Below are 16,316 nucleotides of genomic sequence, written 5' to 3'. Positions count from 1 at the left end.
GGGCTTGTCACCACACCGGGCAGGGCCCGGCTCTACAACGACCAAAGGCCGGGGGCTTTAGGCCCCCAGCCTTGGCTGCATCGCCGTGATTCGATGGCGACGCAAGGGAACTGCTTACTTCAGCTCGACGGTGGCGCCGGCGGCTTCCAGTTCCTTCTTGAACTTCTCGGCGTCTTCCTTCGAAGCGCCTTCCTTCACGACGCCACCGGCCTCGGCCAGATCCTTCGCTTCCTTCAGGCCCAGGCCGGTGATGGCGCGGACGGCCTTGATGACCTCGACCTTCTTGGCGCCGGCATCCTTCAGGATGACGTTGAACTCGGTCTGCTCTTCAACAACAGCAGCCGGACCGGCAACGGCAACGGCAACCGGAGCAGCGGCGGACACGCCGAACTTCTCTTCGATGGCCTTGACCAGCTCCATCACTTCCATCAGGGACTTTTCGGCGATTGCGTCGACGATCTGATCGTTGGTAAGGGACATTTTGATTACCTTTTGAAAATATTCTGGATTTGAGGTTCCGAAAGGAACCACGGAAACGTCGAACTCAGGCGGTTTCAGCGGCCGGCTCGGCAGCTTCGACAGCCGCCCCACCGTTCTGCTTCTCACCAACAGCCTTGACGGCGCGCGCGAACATGGTGACCGGCTCGGTCAGGACGCGGGCCAGCATGGCCAGGGCCTGATCACGGGTCGGCAGCGATGCCAGCACGTCGACGTGGCTCGCCGGGTAGACTTCGCCACCCACGGCCACGATCTTCGCCTGCAGCTTGTCATTGCCCTTGGCGGCATCCTTGATCAGGCGACCGGCAGCGCCGGGCTCCTCGAGCGAAAACGCATACAGCAGCGGACCGACCATCTGGTCCTTAGCGACTGCGAAATCGGTGCCTTCGACGGCGCGCGCGGCCAGCGTGTTCTTGACAACTTTCAAGAAAACACCGGTTTCGCGGGCCTGCTTGCGCATCGCGGTCATCTGGGCGACCGTGGTGCCAGCGTATTCGGCTGCGATCAAGGAGTGGGCCTTGGCGGCGACGTCTGCCAGTTCGGCGACTACTTCTTGCTTCTGGGACAGATTGAGAGCCATTGCACTCCTCCAATTGAACTCCGCTTACGGCTCCTGCCGTTTGCGGTCCTGTGCGGCATCCGTCCTGGACGCCGGGAGCATCGGGGTGACGCTCCGGTGGTGGCCATTCCAGACCTGGAGTGTGCCGACCCGGGAATCCCAGACCTGCGTGAACCAGAAAACTCCAGAAGGGCGGCACCATCTACGCAGGGTGATTCCCGGGGAATCGATTAAGCGATCCCGCTATGCCGGCGGCGACTCCTTGCCAGATCGAGCTTCCCTGCCCGTCGCCGGTATGCGCTGACCGCGCCTGCGGTCTTTGACGGCTACCGGGCCGGACAGGCCGGCTCGGCGCCTTCAAAATGACGGACACGACACCAGGGTGCCGTGTCCGCTTGAAACAATTACTTCAGGGTCAGCGACGACTGGTCGACGGTGACGCCCGGGCCCATCGTCGAGCTGACCGAAACCTTCTGCAGGTAGGTGCCCTTCGAGGTGGCCGGCTTGGCCTTGATCAGGTCCAGCAGCAGCGCCTGCAGGTTCGACTGCAGCGCGGCGTTGTCGAAGCTGGCCTTGCCGATGGTGCAGTGGATGATGCCGGCCTTGTCGGTGCGGTAACGGACCTGGCCCGACTTGGCGTTCTTCACGGCTTCGCCCGGGTTCGGGGAAACGGTGCCGACCTTCGGGTTCGGCATCAGGCCGCGCGGGCCCAGCACGGTACCCAGCTTGCCGACGACGCGCATGGCGTCCGGGGTCGCGATGACGACGTCGTAGTTCAGATCGCCGGCCTGCATCTTCTCGGCCAGGTCGTCCATGCCGACGGCTTCGGCGCCAGCGGCCAGGGCTTCGTCAGCCTTGGCACCGGCCGGGGCGAACACGGCGACGCGGACCGACTTGCCGGTACCGGCCGGCAGCACGGTCGAACCGCGCACCTGCTGGTCGGACTTCTTCGCATCCACGCCCAGGCGCACGGCCACGTCGATCGACTCGACGAACTTGGCCTTGGCAACGGTCTTCAGGATGTTGATCGCGTCCTCGAAGGCATAGGTCTTGCCCGGGACGACGGCGGCCTTGATGGCCTTCTCACGCTTGGTCTGTGCCATCAGATTAACCCTCCACCACAAGGCCCATGGAACGGGCCGAGCCCGCGATCGTACGCACGGCGGCGTCCAGGTCGGCAGCCGTCAGATCCGGCTCCTTCGCCTTGCAGATTTCTTCCAGCTGCTTGCGGGTGACCTTGCCCACCTTGTCGGTGTTCGGGCGCTTGGAGCCCGAGGTGATGCCCGCCGCCTTCTTGAGCAGCACGGTGGCCGGGGTGCTCTTGGTGATGAAGGTGAAGGTACGGTCCGAGTAGGCCGTGATGATCACCGGCACCGGCAGACCCGGCTCCAGCTTCTGCGTGGCGGCGTTGAAGGCCTTGCAGAATTCCATGATGTTCAGGCCGCGCTGACCCAGCGCAGGACCGACCGGCGGCGAGGGGTTGGCCTGACCGGCCTTCACCTGCAGCTTGATGTAACCGACAACTTTCTTTGCCATTTGAGTGCTCTCCGGGTGCTAGCGCCTTGCGACAACAGGCTCCCCATCGGACCGGGAATCACGCGTCCCGGCATCGCGTTTTGAAATCCTGGAATCGCGCCAAAGGCCACCTCTCGGCAGCCTTTGGTTTCAGCCCCTCGCAGGGAGCCGGCAATTCTAGCAGTTTTTTCAGCGCCAACCTGAACAGGTTGGCGGCAGAAATCAGACCGCCTTCTCGACCTGGCCGAACTCGAGCTCGACCGGGGTGGCGCGACCGAAGATCAGCACCGAAACGCGCAGGCGGCTCTTCTCGTAGTTGACTTCCTCGACCACGCCGTTGAAATCGTTGAACGGGCCTTCGGTGACGCGGACCATCTGGCCCGGCTCGAACAGCACCTTCGGACGCGGCTTCTCGACGCCCTCCTGGACACGATCCAGGATGGCGGCAGCTTCGTCGTCGCGGATCGGCAGCGGACGGTCGGCGGTACCACCAATGAAACCCATCACCTTCGGGGTTTCCTTGACCAGGTGCCAGCTTTCGTTGTCGATGCGCGGAATGCCGGCTTCCTCGTGGGTCTCGATCTGGACCAGCACGTAACCCGGGAAGAACTTGCGCTCGGAACGGCGCTTCTGGCCGGAACGCATTTCCACCACTTCCTCGGTCGGAACCAGGACGTCGCCGAAACGCTCCTCCATGCCCTCGCGGGCGATGCGGTCACGCAGGGCCTGGGCCACCGACTTCTCGAAGCCCGAATAGGCGTGGACGACGTACCAACGTTTCACTGTTATCTCCTCAACGCCCCAGGAACCACTGGGTCAACTTCTGGATCGCGAAGTCGAAACCACCCAGCAGCAGGCTCAGCACGATCACGACCACGATCACCACCCAGGTCATGCGGATGGCTTCCTGGCGGGTCGGCCACACGACCTTGCGCAGTTCGAAACGGGATTCGGAAAGGAATTCGCGGACCTGATGGCCCTTGGCGCTGAACATGAACAACGCGCCACCGGCAACCAGGCCGACGATCACGGCCAGCGCACGCAACTGACCCGCCCACGCGCCCAGCTGAGCCGAGCGCACCGGAGTGGAGAACCAGAACCAGACGAACAAGCCCGCTAGCACCAGCAGGGCGGCGCCGACGTACTTGACCATATCGCCACCGGAAGCGGCGCTCTTGGAATGCTCGATCTTGCTGTTCATCCGACTCTTGCTGCGGGCGCGACCAAGGTCACTGGATAGGTGGCAAGTGGCACGCCAGGAGGGACTCGAACCCCCAACCTGCGGTTTTGGAGACCGCTGCTCTGCCAATTGAGCTACTGGCGTATGACTTGGCTTGTTTCACGTCCCTTAGACGGCGAAGGCGGACCGAGGTTCCCGGCCCGCCATTCGCGTACCAGCGGCAGACTCAACTACCGCCGGGTACTGCAGGCTTACTTGACGATCTTGGCAACCACGCCGGCGCCGACGGTACGGCCGCCTTCGCGGATCGCGAAGCGCAGGCCTTCGTCCATCGCCACCGGGTTGATCAGCGTGACCGACATCTTCACGTTGTCGCCCGGCATCACCATCTCGACGCCCTCCGGCAGCTGCACGGCGCCGGTGATGTCGGTGGTACGGAAGTAGAACTGCGGACGGTAGCCCTTGAAGAACGGGGTGTGGCGGCCGCCCTCGTCCTTCGACAGCACATACACTTCGGCTTCGAACTCGGTGTGCGGGGTGATCGAACCCGGCTTGGCCAGAACCTGGCCGCGCTCCACGTCGTCACGCTTGGTGCCACGCAGCAGCAGGCCCGCGTTGTCGCCCGCCTGGCCCTGGTCCAGCAGCTTGCGGAACATTTCCACGCCGGTCACGGTGGTCTTCTGGGTCGGACGGATACCGACGATCTCGATTTCCTCGCCCACCTTGATCACGCCGCGCTCGATACGGCCGGTCACCACGGTGCCGCGGCCCGAGATCGAGAACACGTCTTCCACCGGCATCAGGAACGGCTTGTCGACGTCACGCTCCGGGGTCGGGATCCAGCTGTCCAGCGCGTCGACCAGCTTCAGGATCGCCGGCACGCCGATGTCGCTCTGGTCGCCTTCCAGCGCCAGACGGGCCGAACCCGAAATGATCGGGGTGTCGTCGCCCGGGAAGTCGTACTTGCTCAGCAGCTCGCGCACTTCCATTTCCACCAGCTCGAGCAGCTCGGCGTCGTCCACCATGTCGGCCTTGTTCAGGAACACGACGATGTACGGCACGCCGACCTGGCGCGACAGCAGGATGTGCTCGCGGGTCTGCGGCATCGGGCCGTCAGCGGCCGAGCACACCAGGATCGCGCCATCCATCTGCGCGGCACCGGTGATCATGTTCTTGACGTAGTCGGCGTGGCCCGGGCAGTCGACGTGCGCGTAGTGGCGGCTGTCGGATTCGTACTCGACGTGCGCGGTCGAGATCGTGATGCCGCGCGCCTTTTCTTCCGGCGCAGCGTCGATCGAGGAGTAGTCCTTGAACTCACCGCCAAAGCGCTCGGCACCGATCTTGGTCAGCGCGGCGGTCAGCGTGGTCTTGCCATGGTCGACGTGGCCGATGGTGCCGACGTTGACGTGCGGCTTGGTACGTTCGAACTTACCCTTGGACATGGCGGCTTCTTCTCGGTAACAGGTTGGTTATGGCGCTTTGAGCAAGATGGTGCTCACGAAAGGAATCGAACCTTCGACCTCCTCCTTACCAAGGAGGTGCTCTACCGACTGAGCTACGTGAGCGAGTTTTGTATTATGGCATGTTTTCAATTTCGTTCAATGGAGCGGGAGACGGGAATCGAACCCGCACCATCAGCTTGGAAGGCTGAGGTTCTACCATTGAACTACTCCCGCACCGGGAACAACGCCACAACATGAAACTGGTGGAGGGAGGTGGATTCGAACCACCGAAGGCGTAAGCCAGCAGATTTACAGTCTGCCCCCGTTGGCCGCTTGGGTATCCCTCCGCTCCACCCCTTTTTGATGACCTTGGCCTAACCGGTCAGGGGTGGGAGAGCCCGCTATTCTGGTGATGACGCATGATGCTGTCAACAGAAATTTTCACATTCCGCGAAAATTCCACTCCCCGCCTCCGCCGCGCCTTCACTCGCCCGGCATCTTCAGCTTTTCGTCCGCGAAGATGGCCACGTGCGGCACGCCATCGACACCGATCCAGCCGCGGTACATGCCCTCGGTATTGAAAGGCGTGGCCGCCTTGCCGTCGGCCGCCAGCACGATCGCCCCGCCGTCGCCGCCAAGCTCCGGCAGGCGCTTGACGATGACCTCCTCGCCGGCCTGCGCCGGGGTTTCGCCGAGGTACTTCATGCGCGAGCAGATTTCGTGGGCCGCGGCCAGGCGGATGTAGAACTCGCCCCAGCCGGTGCCGGACACCGCGCAGTTGTCGCTGGCATAGGTGCCGGCGCCGATGATCGGCGAATCACCCACGCGCCCGTAGCGCTTGTTGGTCATGCCGCCAGTGGAAGTACCCGCGGCCAGCTTGCCCTGCGCATCCAGCGCCACCGCGCCGACGGTACCGAAGTGCTTGGCAGTCTCCAGGTCGGCGTGCGCCTGGCCGGCCGCCTCTTCCTTCAAGGCGCGCTGCAGCTGCTGCCAGCGCTTCTCGGTGCGGAAATACGAAGGATCCACCTGCTCGATCTTCTGTTCGGCGGCGAACATCTCCGCGCCCTGCCCGATCATCATCACGTGCGGCGAATGCTCCATCACCGCCCTGGCCAGCAGGATCGGGTTCTTGATCGTGTGCACGCCGGCCACGGCGCCGGCGCGCAGCGTGGCGCCATCCATCAGCGAGGCATCGAGCTCGTTCTTGCCGTCATGGGTGAAGACCGCACCGCGCCCCGCATTGAAGGTCGGATCGTTCTCCAGCACGGTGATCGCGGCGGTCACGGCGTCCATCGCAGGCTTGCCGGCAGCAAGCGCCTCGTGCCCCTTGCGCAGGGCGGCTTCCAGCGCCGCGCGCGCGGCACGCACCTCTTCCGGATTGAGATCCTGGCGCTCCACGCCGGCTCCGCCATGGATCACGAGCAGGGGCGAGGCGGGCGCCGCCACCGCCGCCGCGGAAGACAACGACGCCAGGCCCAGCAATACCGCGGAAGTCAGCTTCATGTTTCTTCACTCTGGAAAGGTGCCCGATTCTAGGCACGCCATCGCCGATCTGAACAGACGCTGCCGGTGCGGACGCGCGCGGCAACGCCACTGAAACGCAGAAAGGGGCCGAAGCCCCTTCCCTGCCTGCGATCAGCCGCCGTCAGATCAATCCGGCTGCAGCTCCAGCTCGCCGTCCACCACGCTGGCCACGGCGGTGAATGCCGGATTGTCGACCGTGAAGCCAGCAAGGTGCAGGCGGCTGCCCGCCCCCACCCCGGTCACCGGAATGGAACTGAACTCCAGCGATTCGCCGCTGCTCAGGCGGTCGGCGGTGCGGTGCGGCATCACCAGCCAGGCATAGCCGTCGTCGAGCGAATAGACGCGGCCACGGCCATCCGCCTCCACGCACAGCGCGGTGTCCTCGTCCACGCCGATGCCGACGATGTCGTCCTGGCCTTTTTCCTGCGCGGCGCGCGCGACGAACACGATCAGCCGGCCGAGCCGCTCGCGCTTGGCGAAGTGGGTGTCGGTAACGACATTGGAGAGATAGGGCATGGTCAGGAAATCCTGGTCCATCGTGACCTTGCTGCCCATCGGATCGCTCAACGCGGCCGGCGAATTGACGCTCCCGCCATCCAGGGCGCCATAGCTGTAGCCGCCCAGGATCGCCAGGCCGGCGCTGGTACCACCGATCGGCTTGCCCGCGGCGACGTGCTCGTTGAGGACCTGGTTCAACTCCGTCCCCTTCCAGAAACGGATGTAGCGGGACTGGTCGCCGCCGGCGATGAAGATCGCATCCGCACCCCGCACCACCCGCAGCACGGCCGGATCGTCGGCCGCCTTGCGGCTGTCGAACACCAGGGTCTGCACCGACGTGACACCGCCGATGTCGTAATACAGCTCGTTCTGCAGATTGTCGTCGCCGGAGGCGCGCAGGATCACCACGCGGCCGTTGCCGGCACGCTCGACCCACCAATGGAAGGCTTCGGGAACCCAGTCGCCGCCGCCCATCAGCATCATCGCCGCCTGGGTCTGGCCGGGACGCTGGGCATCGGGATTCCCCACTTCGTAATAGCGGTAGCCCGGATCCGACAGCCCCCTGCCGCCCGCGGCGACCGCGCCGCCCGCCATGCCGAGCGCCACCAGCACCAGGGCCAACCGCCCGCATCGGGAAACCATCCGCTTCATACCGCTCTCCAGGACAACATGTAATCGCTTCCATGCCGTAATGCCAGACTTTCCGGCAGTGGTCAAGCGTGTAAAAAAGGTGTTAGATGATCGCGCCCCCATTCACGTTTTATCCGGGGCTCCCGGCGCTCACGCGGGCCGGCCAGACACTTTCCGGAACACTTTCAGCAGAGACCTGATTCATGCGCAGACACGCAATGGTGTGTTCGATCCAGTTGGCCCTGCTTGGCATGGCCGCCCCCGCAATGGCCTTGGCCCAGAACACCGACAACGATCAAACCAAGCAACTGGATACCGTACAGGTCACCGGCTCGCGCATCCCGCGCGCGCAGGTGGAGGGCCCGGCGCCGGTCACGGTGGTCAACGCCGAGCAGATCAAGGCGGCCGGCTTCACCAGCGTGCCGGATGTGCTGCGCTCCCTCAGCCAGAACAACGGCTACACCCAGGGCCAGCAGAACACCACCGGCGCCCAGTCGACCCCTGGTGCACAGGCTGTCGACCTGCGCGGCCTCGGCCCGAACCACACCCTGGTGCTGATCAACGGCCGCCGCATCGCCGACTTCCCGCTGCCACTCAACGGCAAGAGCAACTTCACCGACATCGGCAACATCCCGCTGGGGATGATCGACCGCATCGAAGTGCTGACCGGCAGCGCCTCGGCCGTCTATGGCTCGGACGCGATGGCGGGCGTGATCAACTTCATCCTCAAGAAGTCCACCGACGGCACCACCATCGACTACCGCTATGGCGACACCAGCCGCGGCGGCGGCGAGTCCCACGACCTGACCCTGACCACCGGCTTCGAACAGGGCAATTTCAGCGGCATCGTCGGCGTGGAGCTGATGGACAAGCACCCGGTGTGGGGCACCCAGCGCAAGGTGCAGGATTCCACGCTCGACGGCCCGACCTCACGCAGCCGCTTGCCGACCCTGGTCGCCCGCCGCTATGACGTCGATGAGGACGTCGCGCTCGATCCGGAAGGCGACTGCTCCGCACTGGCGGGCCTGAACAGCGGCACCACCCACCTGGCCCTGGACCGCTACGGCGAGCCCTACTGCGGCAGCGAGCGGATCACCGCCCAGCGCACCATCAACAACGAGCGCAAGGGCGCCACCGCCTATGGCTCGTTCGAGTATCGCTTCGACGACAACCTGTCCTGGTTCGCCGACGTCCAGCTCGGCCGCCAGGAAGTCAAGCTGATGACCGGCAACGGCACCAGCTCCTACCCCAGCGACAACATGGGCTGGGAGTTCCACGACCCGGCCTCGACCGACAACAACGACAAGGTGTTCTACAACGCCGGCACCGGGCACTATGAAATCTGGAGGCGCCAGTTCGGCCCCGAGGAAGTCGGCGGCCTGAAGAACCGCATGAACACCACCACGCAGAAGACGCTGGCGGTGACCACGGGCCTGAAGGGCATGCTCGGCGACAACTGGAACTGGGAAGGCGCCTACAACCACTCCCAGTACAAGGCCGACGTGAAGATGCCGCGCATCAAGGCCGACGCAGCCAACCGCCTGTTCCTGGGCGAGCGGCTGGGCTACGACGACGATGGTTATGCGATCTACAACCCGGATCCGGCGCGCCTGTTCAAGCCGCTGACGCCGGCCGAGTTCGCCTCCATCGCGGCGATGTCCTCCTTCCATCCCGAAGCCAAGAACGACAACGTCAGCTTCACCGCCGACACCCCGGCGCTGTTCTCGCTGCCGACCGGCGACGTCGGCTTTGCCGGCGTGGTCGAGTACGGCCGCCAGTCCTATGCGATCCATCCCGACCCGCTGGCGCTGACCGCCGACGCCTACTACGGCCCGCAGTACGGCGACGGCAGCGGCAGCCGCAACCGCTGGAGCGCCGCCGGCGAGCTGCGTGTGCCGGTGGTCTCCAACCTGCAGGCCAGCCTGGCCGGCCGCTACGACCGCTACAGCTTCGGCAACAGGCATCCCGGCAAGTTCACCTACAGCGCCGGCCTGGAATGGCGTCCGCTCGATACCCTGCTGGTGCGCAGCTCCTACGGCACGGGCTTCCGCGCGCCGGACATGCACTACCTGTTCGCCGACGACGACTACTACCGCAAGACTTCGACGGACTATTACCACTGCCGCCAGGACGAGCCGGGCTTCAGCAACGGCGAGTGCTGGGACGAAGGCGACTGGGACACCAATACGCTCGATGTCTATTCCGGCAACAGGAACCTGGACGTGGAGACCAGCAAGTCGTTCACGGCAGGCTTCGTGTGGTCGCCCATCGCCAACTTCGACCTGGCGGTGGATTACTACAAGATCAAGGTGATGAACCAGGTGCAGTCGCAGGACCGCGAAATCCTGCGCATCACCGAAGCCAACTGCCGCCTCGGCAAGACCGACACCGGTGCGACCGTCGATCCCACCTCGCCGACCTGCGTGGACGCGATGGCACGGGTGATCCGCAACAGCAACGGCGACATCACCAGCGTCCACTTCGCGCCGATCAACATCGCCCGCGAGGAGACCTCCGGCATCGACGTGGCCGCGAACTACCGCCTGCAGACCGCGGCGGCCGGCAACTTCAGCTTCACCGGTACCTATACCTGGGCCCATCGCCATACCCGCCAGCAGTACCCGGGCGACCCGACCGAGGACATGCTGTCGGTGAGCTTCAGCGATACCACCCTGCCGCGGGTCAAGTCCAACCTGGGCGTGACCTGGGACAAGGGTGAGTGGGGCGCCAGCCTGTTCGGCGATTACCTGGGCCGCGTCGCCAACTACGACAACGACGCCTGGACCGAAGCCACCTGGCGCTTCAATGCCGGTGCGCGCTACGACATCAACGACCACCTGCGGGTGTCGCTGTCGGTCAACAACCTGTTCGACAAGATGCCGCCGCGCGACGCGACCTGGGCCGCGTACCCGTACTACAACACCTCGTGGTTCGATGCGATCGGCCGCAGCTACTTCGTGCAGGTCACCTGGAAACTGGGCGGCAAGCCGCTGTAAGACGCGGATCGTTCACAGCTGCAACAACAGGGCCCGCGATGCGGGCCCTGTTGTTTCCGGAGGACCGGCTGGATCCATCGATGCCACCCGACACCTCCCCCGTGATTCTCCACAGCACATGTGCAGAAGGCAGGGAAAAGCCTGTGGAAAACTCCCGCGCACGGCGGCGCCGCAAAGGCTCCGCCTGGGCTGTCGAATTTTTGGCCAGCCACGGCGTGGCGGCGCCCGCCAGATACGCAAAGGCCCCGCATTGCGGGGCCTCGCGTTTCCAGCATCGCGCCGGGAATCAGACGTTGAAGCGGAAGTGCAGCACGTCGCCTTCCTTGACGATGTAGTCCTTGCCTTCCAGGCGCAGGCGGCCGGCTTCCTTGGCGCCCTGCTCGCCCTTGAGGTTGATGAAGTCGTCGTAGCCGATGGTCTCGGCGCGGATGAAGCCGCGCTCGAAGTCGGTATGGATCACGCCCGCTGCCTGCGGCGCGGTGGAACCGGCGCGCAGCTGCCACGCACGGACCTCCTTCACGCCCGCGGTGAAGTAGGTCTGCAGGCCCAGCAGCTTGTAGCCGGCGCGGATCACCCGGTTCAGGCCGGGCTCGTCGAGGCCGAGGTCCTTGAGGAACTCGTCACGATCGGCGTCCTCCAGCTGCGACAGCTCTTCCTCGATCGCCGCGCACACCGGCACCACTTCGGCGCCCTCGGCTTCGGCGCGGGCGCGCACCGCATCCAGGTGCGGATTGTTCTCGAAGCCGTCCTCGGCGACGTTGGCGATGTACATCAGCGGCTTGAGCGTGATCAGGAACATGTCGCGGATCAGCGCCTTCTCCTCCGCGTCGAGGCCGGCCGAACGCGCCGAGCGCCCCTGGTCGAGCGCCGCGGCAAGCTTCTCCAGCACCGGCTTGCGCGCCAGCGCGTCCTTGTCGTTGGCCTTGGCCGCGCGGTTGGCGCGGTCCAGCGCCTTCAGCACGGATTCGAGGTCGGCCAATGCCAGTTCGGTATCGATGGTCTCGATGTCGGCGATCGGATCGACCTTGTTGGCGACGTGGATGACGTTGCCGTCCTCGAAGCAGCGCACGACGTGGGCGACGGCATCGGTCTCGCGGATGTGGGCCAGGAACTTGTTGCCCAGGCCCTCGCCCTTGGAGGCGCCAGCAACCAGGCCGGCGATGTCGACGAATTCCATCGTGGTCGGGATCACCCGCTCCGGCTTGACGATCGCGGCCAGCGCCTCGAGCCGCGGATCGGGCACGGGCACGATGCCGGTGTTCGGCTCGATCGTGCAGAACGGGAAATTGGCCGCGGCGATACCCGCCTTGGTCAGCGCATTGAACAGGGTCGACTTGCCGACGTTGGGCAGGCCGACGATGCCGCATTTGATACCCATGCAACAAACTCCACGATTCGGGATTCCGGCCTGCGCTCTCCGGCGGCGTCGCCGCGCGCGAAAGCGCAGGCCGCAATCACGGTTTGCCCGTGTGCAGCCGCTTCATGGCCTCGTTGAAATCGCCGTCCACCGCCAACGGCATCACGTCGATGGCGTCGTCGATGGCGCGCGCGATCAGCACGTCGTCGTCCTTCGACGGACGGCCCAGCACCCACGGCACCACGCGATCCTTGTGGCCGGGATGGCCGATGCCGATGCGCAGCCGATGGAACCTGCCATGCCCGAGCAGGCGGATGGTGTCGCGCAGGCCGTTCTGGCCGCCGTGGCCGCCGTCGAACTTCAGCCGCGCCGTACCCGGCGGCAGGTCCAGTTCGTCATGCGCGAGCAGGGTCTGTTCCGGTTCGATCTTCCAGAACCGCTGCGCGGCGGTGACCGACTTGCCGGACAGGTTCATGAAGGTGGCCGGCTTGAGCAGCCATACCGGCTGGCCGCCGATATCGGCCTTGGCCACTTCGCCGAAAAGCTTGCCTTCCAGCGCCCACCGCGCGCCCGCCCGCTCGGCCAGGGCCTCAACGAAATGAAACCCGGCATTGTGCCGGGTCCGGGCGTGTTCGGTTCCGGGATTGCCCAGACCGACGATCAGTCGCAAGCCAGTCATGCGTCCACCGTTGGCTGCGTCCGCCCGGGAAGGGCGGACGCAACCGGCCGATTACTCGGCGGCTTCTTCGCCGGCGGTCGGTGCCTTGGCGATGACGACGGCATCGTCGTGGTCCTTGCCCAGCTTCAGCGCCGGGATTTCCACGCCCGCCGGCAGCTTCAGCTGCGACAGGTAGATGATGTCGCCGGCGGTCAGGGCGGCCAGGTCGACTTCGATCGACTGCGGCAGGTCCTTCGGCAGGCAGGCGATGTGCACTTCCTTCAGCTCGTGGGTGACCAGCACGTCGGCGGTCTTGCCGGCCGGGGAGATCTCCTCGTTGATGAAGTGCAGCGGCACGGAGACGTTCAGCACTTCGTTCTCGTTCACGCGCTGGAAGTCCAGGTGCATGACCAGCTGCTTGTAGGGGTGGCGCTGCATGTCGCGCAGGAGCACCTTGTAGAGGGTGCCGTCGAGGTTCAGGTCGATGATCGAGGAATAGAACCACTCGTTCTGCTGGGCCAGCCAGATTTCGTTGTGGTTGAACTCGACCATCGCCGGCTCGCGGTCACCGCCGTAGACGATGCCCGGGACGACACCGGCGTGACGCAGGCGGCGGCTCGCACCCTTGCCCTGCACGTCGCGACGGGCGACCTTGATTTCGTGGGACTTTGCCATTGTTGACTACTCTTGGTTGTTGCACCGCAGGCGGTGCGTGGTGAAGACATTCCCGCGACCAGGAATGCCGTTGTCGGCCCCGGCGACATGCCGGGAACCGGGGTTCATCAATCCACGTACATCGAGCTGACCGACTCGCCGAAGGCGATGCGGCGCATCGTCTCGGCCAGCATCTCGGCCACGCTGATCTGGCGGATCTTGGTGCAGACACGGGCCACGTCGGACAACGGGATCGTGTCGGTCACCACCAGCTCGTCGAGCTGGGAGTTGTTCAGGTTGTCCACCGCCGGGCCCGAGAGCACGGCATGGGTGCAGTACGCGGCGACCTTCACCGCGCCGCGCGCCTTCAGCGCGGCGGCGGCGGCGCACAGGGTGCCGGCAGTGTCGACGATGTCGTCGACCATCACGCAGGTCTTGCCGTCGACGTCGCCGATGATGTTCATCACCGTGGCCACGTTGGCGCGCGGACGGCGCTTGTCGATGATCGCAAGGTCCGCGTCGTCCAGGCGCTTGGCCACCGCGCGGGCGCGCACCACGCCGCCGACGTCCGGGCTGACCACGATCAGGTTGTCGGTGCCGTAAGCGCGCCAGATGTCGGCCAGCAGCAGCGGCGAGGCGTATACGTTGTCCACGGGCATGTCGAAGAAGCCTTGGATCTGGTCGGCGTGCAGGTCGACCGTGAGGATCTGGTCGGTGTGCACGGCCGAGAACATCTTGGCGGCGACCTTGGCGGTGATCGGCACGCGCGAGGAACGCATGCGGCGATCCTGGCGGGCGTAGCCGAAGTACGGCACCACCGCGGTGACGGACGCGGCGCTCGCGCGCTTGAGCGCGTCGATGATCACCAGCAGTTCCATCAGGTTCTCCGCGCTCGGCGCGCAGGTCGGCTGCACCACGAACACGTCCTGCTTGCGCACGTTCTCCTGGATCTCGACCTGCACCTCGCCGTCGGAGAACTTGGAGACCAGCGCCTTGCCCGGCTGCACGCCCAGCTCCTTGCAGATGCTCTGCGCAAGGTGTTTGTTGGCGTTGCCGGAAAAAACCAGCAGGTTCTGGGCGTCTTGCATGTCGGCTTTCTCGGGCGGCGGCGAAAGAGCGGGGGGATGTGTCACGCAAAACCCGGCCAGCGCCGGGCTTTTCCTTCAATTCCCGCACGGGTGAAGCGCGGGCTCGCGAGAAGACTCGCGTGAGTGGCAGGGGCGGTAGGATTCGAACCTACGAATGCCAGGATCAAAACCTGGTGCCTTGGGCCTCTTGGCGACGCCCCTGCATCAATCCATCACTGCATCGCTTCCAGTGCCTCGAGCAGTGGCGAGCGCGCGGCGCCGGCAACTACCCGGGCCCGCAGCTGGTCCGGCAATTCCGCCAGGGCATGCTCTGCGGCAGCGCGCGTGGCGAACTCGACGAAACAACCGCTTCCCGACCCCGTGAGCCGCGCCCGGCCGACGCGCGAAAGCGCCTGGAACACCGCTTCTACGGCGGGTTCCCGGCATCGCAGCACCGGTTCGAACGCATTTCCGAGGATGGTCCCGGAAGCGAAGTCCGCTATTTTCGCGGGCGCGGCATCCCGCGTCAAATCCGGGGAGCGGAACAGCTCGGCGGTAGGCACGTGCACCCCTGGATCCACCAGCAGATACCAGGCCGGCGGCAGGTCCAGCGGCACCAGCCGTTCGCCCACACCCTCGGCCCAGGCGTTGCGCCCGCGCAAGAACACCGGCACGTCGGCGCCCAGACGCAGGCCCAGCGCCGCCAATGCATCCTCGTCCAGGCCGGTTTTCCACAACGCATTCAACGCGACCAGAACGGTCGCCGCGTCGGACGAGCCGCCACCGAAGCCACCACCGGCGGGGATGCGCTTGTCTACGCAGATATCAACCCCTTCGGCGCAATTGGATGCATCTTTAAGCGATTTAGCAGCACGAACCACCAGGTCGTCGGCTTCGGCCACCCCGGGAACGGAGGGCCCTTCGCGGCGCACCTGGCCGTCCGCGCGCAGGCGCAGGCCGATGCGGTCGCCCCAGTCCAGCAGGCGGAACACGGTCTGCAGCTCGTGATAGCCGTCCGGGCGCCGGCCGGTGATGTGCAGGAACAGGTTCAGCTTGGCCGGCGCCGGCCAGTACGACCAGCCGGCCGCGTCCACGACGGTGTTCATGGCCCGCCCATGCTCCATTCATCGACGATCAGCCGCACCTTGGCGTCACCGTTGACCGCCTCGATGCGGCGCGGCAGGGCCGGACGGCCCTCGACCGGCGGGTACCAGTCCAGATAGTCGATCCGCCACCCGCCCTGCTCCAGGACCCGCGGCAATCCTTCGATGTCGTAGCCCTGGTAGGCCGGTGCGATCGCCCCCGAGGCGGGCATGCCGCGCACCCACGCGGCCAGCTGTTCGACCGGAATGTCCCAGCCGGTGGCCTGCAGCAGCAGTTGCCCGGCATCCGTGCCACTGCGCGGCCCGCCTTCCAGCCCATCCAGCCGCACCGGCTGCCCGCCCCCCCCGCTCAGCTGCCAGCTCTGCCGCGTCACCGGCGCCGCCAGGCCGACCTGGTAGGCCTCGCCCTGCTGCTGCCAGTCGATGCGGCCATTGCCGCCATTGCGGCCCTTGCTGATCGCGACCCGGCCCTGGAACGACCACGCCGGCAAGGTATCCAGCACCGCCAGCCGCGCCGTTTCGAGGGCCGGCTCCGAGGTCGTATGCACCTGCACGGCCGGCGGCGCCTGCCGGGTCGCCATGGAACCGCAGCCCGCCAGCGTGCCGGCCAGGAACAGCGCCGCCATCCATCGCCA

At 65.6% G+C, this 16,316-nt stretch carries 16 protein-coding genes and 5 tRNA genes; 1 reads left to right on the top strand and 20 read right to left on the bottom strand.

Annotation, left to right across the window (positions count from 1 at the left end):
- Positions 1-114 precede the first annotated feature (114 nt).
- The 13 genes from rplL to ABB22_RS05600 all read right to left on the bottom strand — a co-directional run bounded on the left by rplL (position 115) and on the right by ABB22_RS05600 (position 7,810).
- Positions 115-480, bottom strand: a complete 366-nt coding sequence (gene rplL, locus ABB22_RS05660; protein WP_055767464.1) for a 50S ribosomal protein L7/L12 — start codon at positions 478-480, stop codon at positions 115-117.
- Positions 481-544: 64 nt separating this feature from the next.
- The gene (gene rplJ / locus ABB22_RS05655) at positions 545-1,078 is read right to left on the bottom strand and encodes a 50S ribosomal protein L10 (RefSeq protein ID WP_055767461.1); all 534 of its coding nucleotides are present in this window, start codon (positions 1,076-1,078) and stop codon (positions 545-547) included.
- Between the two features lie 383 nt (positions 1,079-1,461).
- Positions 1,462-2,160, bottom strand: coding sequence for a 50S ribosomal protein L1 (gene rplA / locus ABB22_RS05650; RefSeq protein ID WP_055767459.1), 699 nt, complete (start codon positions 2,158-2,160; stop codon positions 1,462-1,464).
- Positions 2,161-2,164: 4 nt separating this feature from the next.
- Entirely contained in the window at positions 2,165-2,593 is a 429-nt protein-coding gene (rplK, locus tag ABB22_RS05645) for a 50S ribosomal protein L11 (protein WP_055767456.1), read from the bottom strand.
- Positions 2,594-2,794: 201 nt separating this feature from the next.
- Entirely contained in the window at positions 2,795-3,355 is a 561-nt protein-coding gene (nusG, locus tag ABB22_RS05640) for a transcription termination/antitermination protein NusG (protein ID WP_055767453.1), read from the bottom strand.
- 10 nt (positions 3,356-3,365) lie between these two features.
- Positions 3,366-3,773 carry a preprotein translocase subunit SecE gene (gene secE / locus ABB22_RS05635; RefSeq protein WP_055767450.1) on the bottom strand — a complete coding sequence of 136 codons (408 nt, stop codon included), beginning with the start codon at positions 3,771-3,773 and terminating at the stop codon, positions 3,366-3,368.
- 47 nt (positions 3,774-3,820) lie between these two features.
- Positions 3,821-3,896 (bottom strand) — tRNA-Trp (locus ABB22_RS05630).
- Between the two features lie 107 nt (positions 3,897-4,003).
- Positions 4,004-5,194: an elongation factor Tu gene (gene tuf / locus ABB22_RS05625; protein ID WP_057505099.1), complete on the bottom strand. Its 1,191-nt coding sequence runs from the start codon at positions 5,192-5,194 to the stop codon at positions 4,004-4,006.
- Positions 5,195-5,241: 47 nt separating this feature from the next.
- Positions 5,242-5,317 (bottom strand) — tRNA-Thr (locus ABB22_RS05620).
- 37 nt (positions 5,318-5,354) lie between these two features.
- Positions 5,355-5,428 (bottom strand) — tRNA-Gly (locus tag ABB22_RS05615).
- A gap of 27 nt (positions 5,429-5,455) precedes the next feature.
- Positions 5,456-5,541 (bottom strand) — tRNA-Tyr (locus ABB22_RS05610).
- Between the two features lie 136 nt (positions 5,542-5,677).
- Positions 5,678-6,697: an isoaspartyl peptidase/L-asparaginase family protein gene (locus ABB22_RS05605; protein ID WP_055771961.1), complete on the bottom strand. Its 1,020-nt coding sequence runs from the start codon at positions 6,695-6,697 to the stop codon at positions 5,678-5,680.
- A 147-nt stretch (positions 6,698-6,844) separates the two neighbouring features.
- Positions 6,845-7,810, bottom strand: a complete 966-nt coding sequence (locus ABB22_RS05600; RefSeq protein ID WP_235504347.1) for a cyanophycinase — start codon at positions 7,808-7,810, stop codon at positions 6,845-6,847.
- Between the two features lie 239 nt (positions 7,811-8,049).
- On the opposite strand from ABB22_RS05600, the gene ABB22_RS05595 reads away from it, so the two are divergent.
- A complete protein-coding gene (locus ABB22_RS05595; RefSeq protein WP_055771964.1) occupies positions 8,050-10,842 on the top strand; it encodes a TonB-dependent receptor plug domain-containing protein in 2,793 nt (930 codons plus the stop codon).
- 286 nt (positions 10,843-11,128) lie between these two features.
- On the opposite strand, the gene ychF is transcribed toward ABB22_RS05595, so the two are convergent.
- From ychF to lolB, 7 genes are all read right to left on the bottom strand, one after another.
- On the bottom strand, positions 11,129-12,220 hold the full coding sequence (gene ychF, locus ABB22_RS05590) for a redox-regulated ATPase YchF (RefSeq protein WP_055771967.1): 1,092 nt from the start codon (positions 12,218-12,220) through the stop codon (positions 11,129-11,131).
- A gap of 76 nt (positions 12,221-12,296) precedes the next feature.
- Entirely contained in the window at positions 12,297-12,878 is a 582-nt protein-coding gene (gene pth / locus ABB22_RS05585; protein ID WP_055771968.1) for an aminoacyl-tRNA hydrolase, read from the bottom strand.
- Between the two features lie 51 nt (positions 12,879-12,929).
- A complete protein-coding gene (locus ABB22_RS05580; RefSeq protein ID WP_055771971.1) occupies positions 12,930-13,532 on the bottom strand; it encodes a 50S ribosomal protein L25/general stress protein Ctc in 603 nt (200 codons plus the stop codon).
- A 107-nt stretch (positions 13,533-13,639) separates the two neighbouring features.
- Positions 13,640-14,599 carry a ribose-phosphate diphosphokinase gene (locus ABB22_RS05575; protein ID WP_055771974.1) on the bottom strand — a complete coding sequence of 320 codons (960 nt, stop codon included), beginning with the start codon at positions 14,597-14,599 and terminating at the stop codon, positions 13,640-13,642.
- Between the two features lie 124 nt (positions 14,600-14,723).
- A tRNA-Gln gene (locus ABB22_RS05570) sits at positions 14,724-14,800 on the bottom strand.
- A gap of 11 nt (positions 14,801-14,811) precedes the next feature.
- The gene (ispE, locus tag ABB22_RS05565) at positions 14,812-15,684 is read right to left on the bottom strand and encodes a 4-(cytidine 5'-diphospho)-2-C-methyl-D-erythritol kinase (RefSeq protein WP_055771980.1); all 873 of its coding nucleotides are present in this window, start codon (positions 15,682-15,684) and stop codon (positions 14,812-14,814) included.
- On the bottom strand, positions 15,681-16,307 hold the full coding sequence (lolB, locus tag ABB22_RS05560; protein WP_235504340.1) for a lipoprotein insertase outer membrane protein LolB: 627 nt from the start codon (positions 16,305-16,307) through the stop codon (positions 15,681-15,683). Before lolB ends, ispE begins: the two co-directional genes overlap by 4 nt.
- Positions 16,308-16,316 lie beyond the last annotated feature (9 nt).

This window comes from Stenotrophomonas nitritireducens, assembly GCF_001431425.1.
GTDB classification, from domain to species: domain Bacteria; phylum Pseudomonadota; class Gammaproteobacteria; order Xanthomonadales; family Xanthomonadaceae; genus Stenotrophomonas; species Stenotrophomonas nitritireducens.
The sequence above is the reverse complement of the archived record's forward strand: the minus strand, read 5'-3'. Positions and strand labels throughout refer to the sequence as shown.

Excerpts from the sequence above, each read along its gene's own strand:
- rplL (WP_055767464.1), bottom strand. The coding sequence starts at position 480 with ATGTCCCTTACCAACGATCAGATCGTCGACGCAATCGCCGAAAAGTCC.
- rplJ (WP_055767461.1), bottom strand. The coding sequence starts at position 1,078 with ATGGCTCTCAATCTGTCCCAGAAGCAAGAAGTAGTCGCCGAACTGGCA.
- rplA (WP_055767459.1), bottom strand. The coding sequence starts at position 2,160 with ATGGCACAGACCAAGCGTGAGAAGGCCATCAAGGCCGCCGTCGTCCCG.
- rplK (WP_055767456.1), bottom strand. The coding sequence starts at position 2,593 with ATGGCAAAGAAAGTTGTCGGTTACATCAAGCTGCAGGTGAAGGCCGGT.
- secE (WP_055767450.1), bottom strand. The coding sequence starts at position 3,773 with ATGAACAGCAAGATCGAGCATTCCAAGAGCGCCGCTTCCGGTGGCGAT.
- tuf (WP_057505099.1), bottom strand. The coding sequence starts at position 5,194 with ATGTCCAAGGGTAAGTTCGAACGTACCAAGCCGCACGTCAACGTCGGC.
- ABB22_RS05605 (WP_055771961.1), bottom strand. The coding sequence starts at position 6,697 with ATGAAGCTGACTTCCGCGGTATTGCTGGGCCTGGCGTCGTTGTCTTCC.
- ABB22_RS05600 (WP_235504347.1), bottom strand. The coding sequence starts at position 7,810 with ATGGCGGGCGGCGCGGTCGCCGCGGGCGGCAGGGGGCTGTCGGATCCG.
- ABB22_RS05595 (WP_055771964.1), top strand. The coding sequence starts at position 8,050 with ATGCGCAGACACGCAATGGTGTGTTCGATCCAGTTGGCCCTGCTTGGC.
- ychF (WP_055771967.1), bottom strand. The coding sequence starts at position 12,220 with ATGGGTATCAAATGCGGCATCGTCGGCCTGCCCAACGTCGGCAAGTCG.
- pth (WP_055771968.1), bottom strand. The coding sequence starts at position 12,878 with ATGACTGGCTTGCGACTGATCGTCGGTCTGGGCAATCCCGGAACCGAA.
- ABB22_RS05580 (WP_055771971.1), bottom strand. The coding sequence starts at position 13,532 with ATGGCAAAGTCCCACGAAATCAAGGTCGCCCGTCGCGACGTGCAGGGC.
- ABB22_RS05575 (WP_055771974.1), bottom strand. The coding sequence starts at position 14,599 with ATGCAAGACGCCCAGAACCTGCTGGTTTTTTCCGGCAACGCCAACAAA.
- ispE (WP_055771980.1), bottom strand. The coding sequence starts at position 15,684 with ATGAACACCGTCGTGGACGCGGCCGGCTGGTCGTACTGGCCGGCGCCG.
- lolB (WP_235504340.1), bottom strand. The coding sequence starts at position 16,307 with ATGGCGGCGCTGTTCCTGGCCGGCACGCTGGCGGGCTGCGGTTCCATG.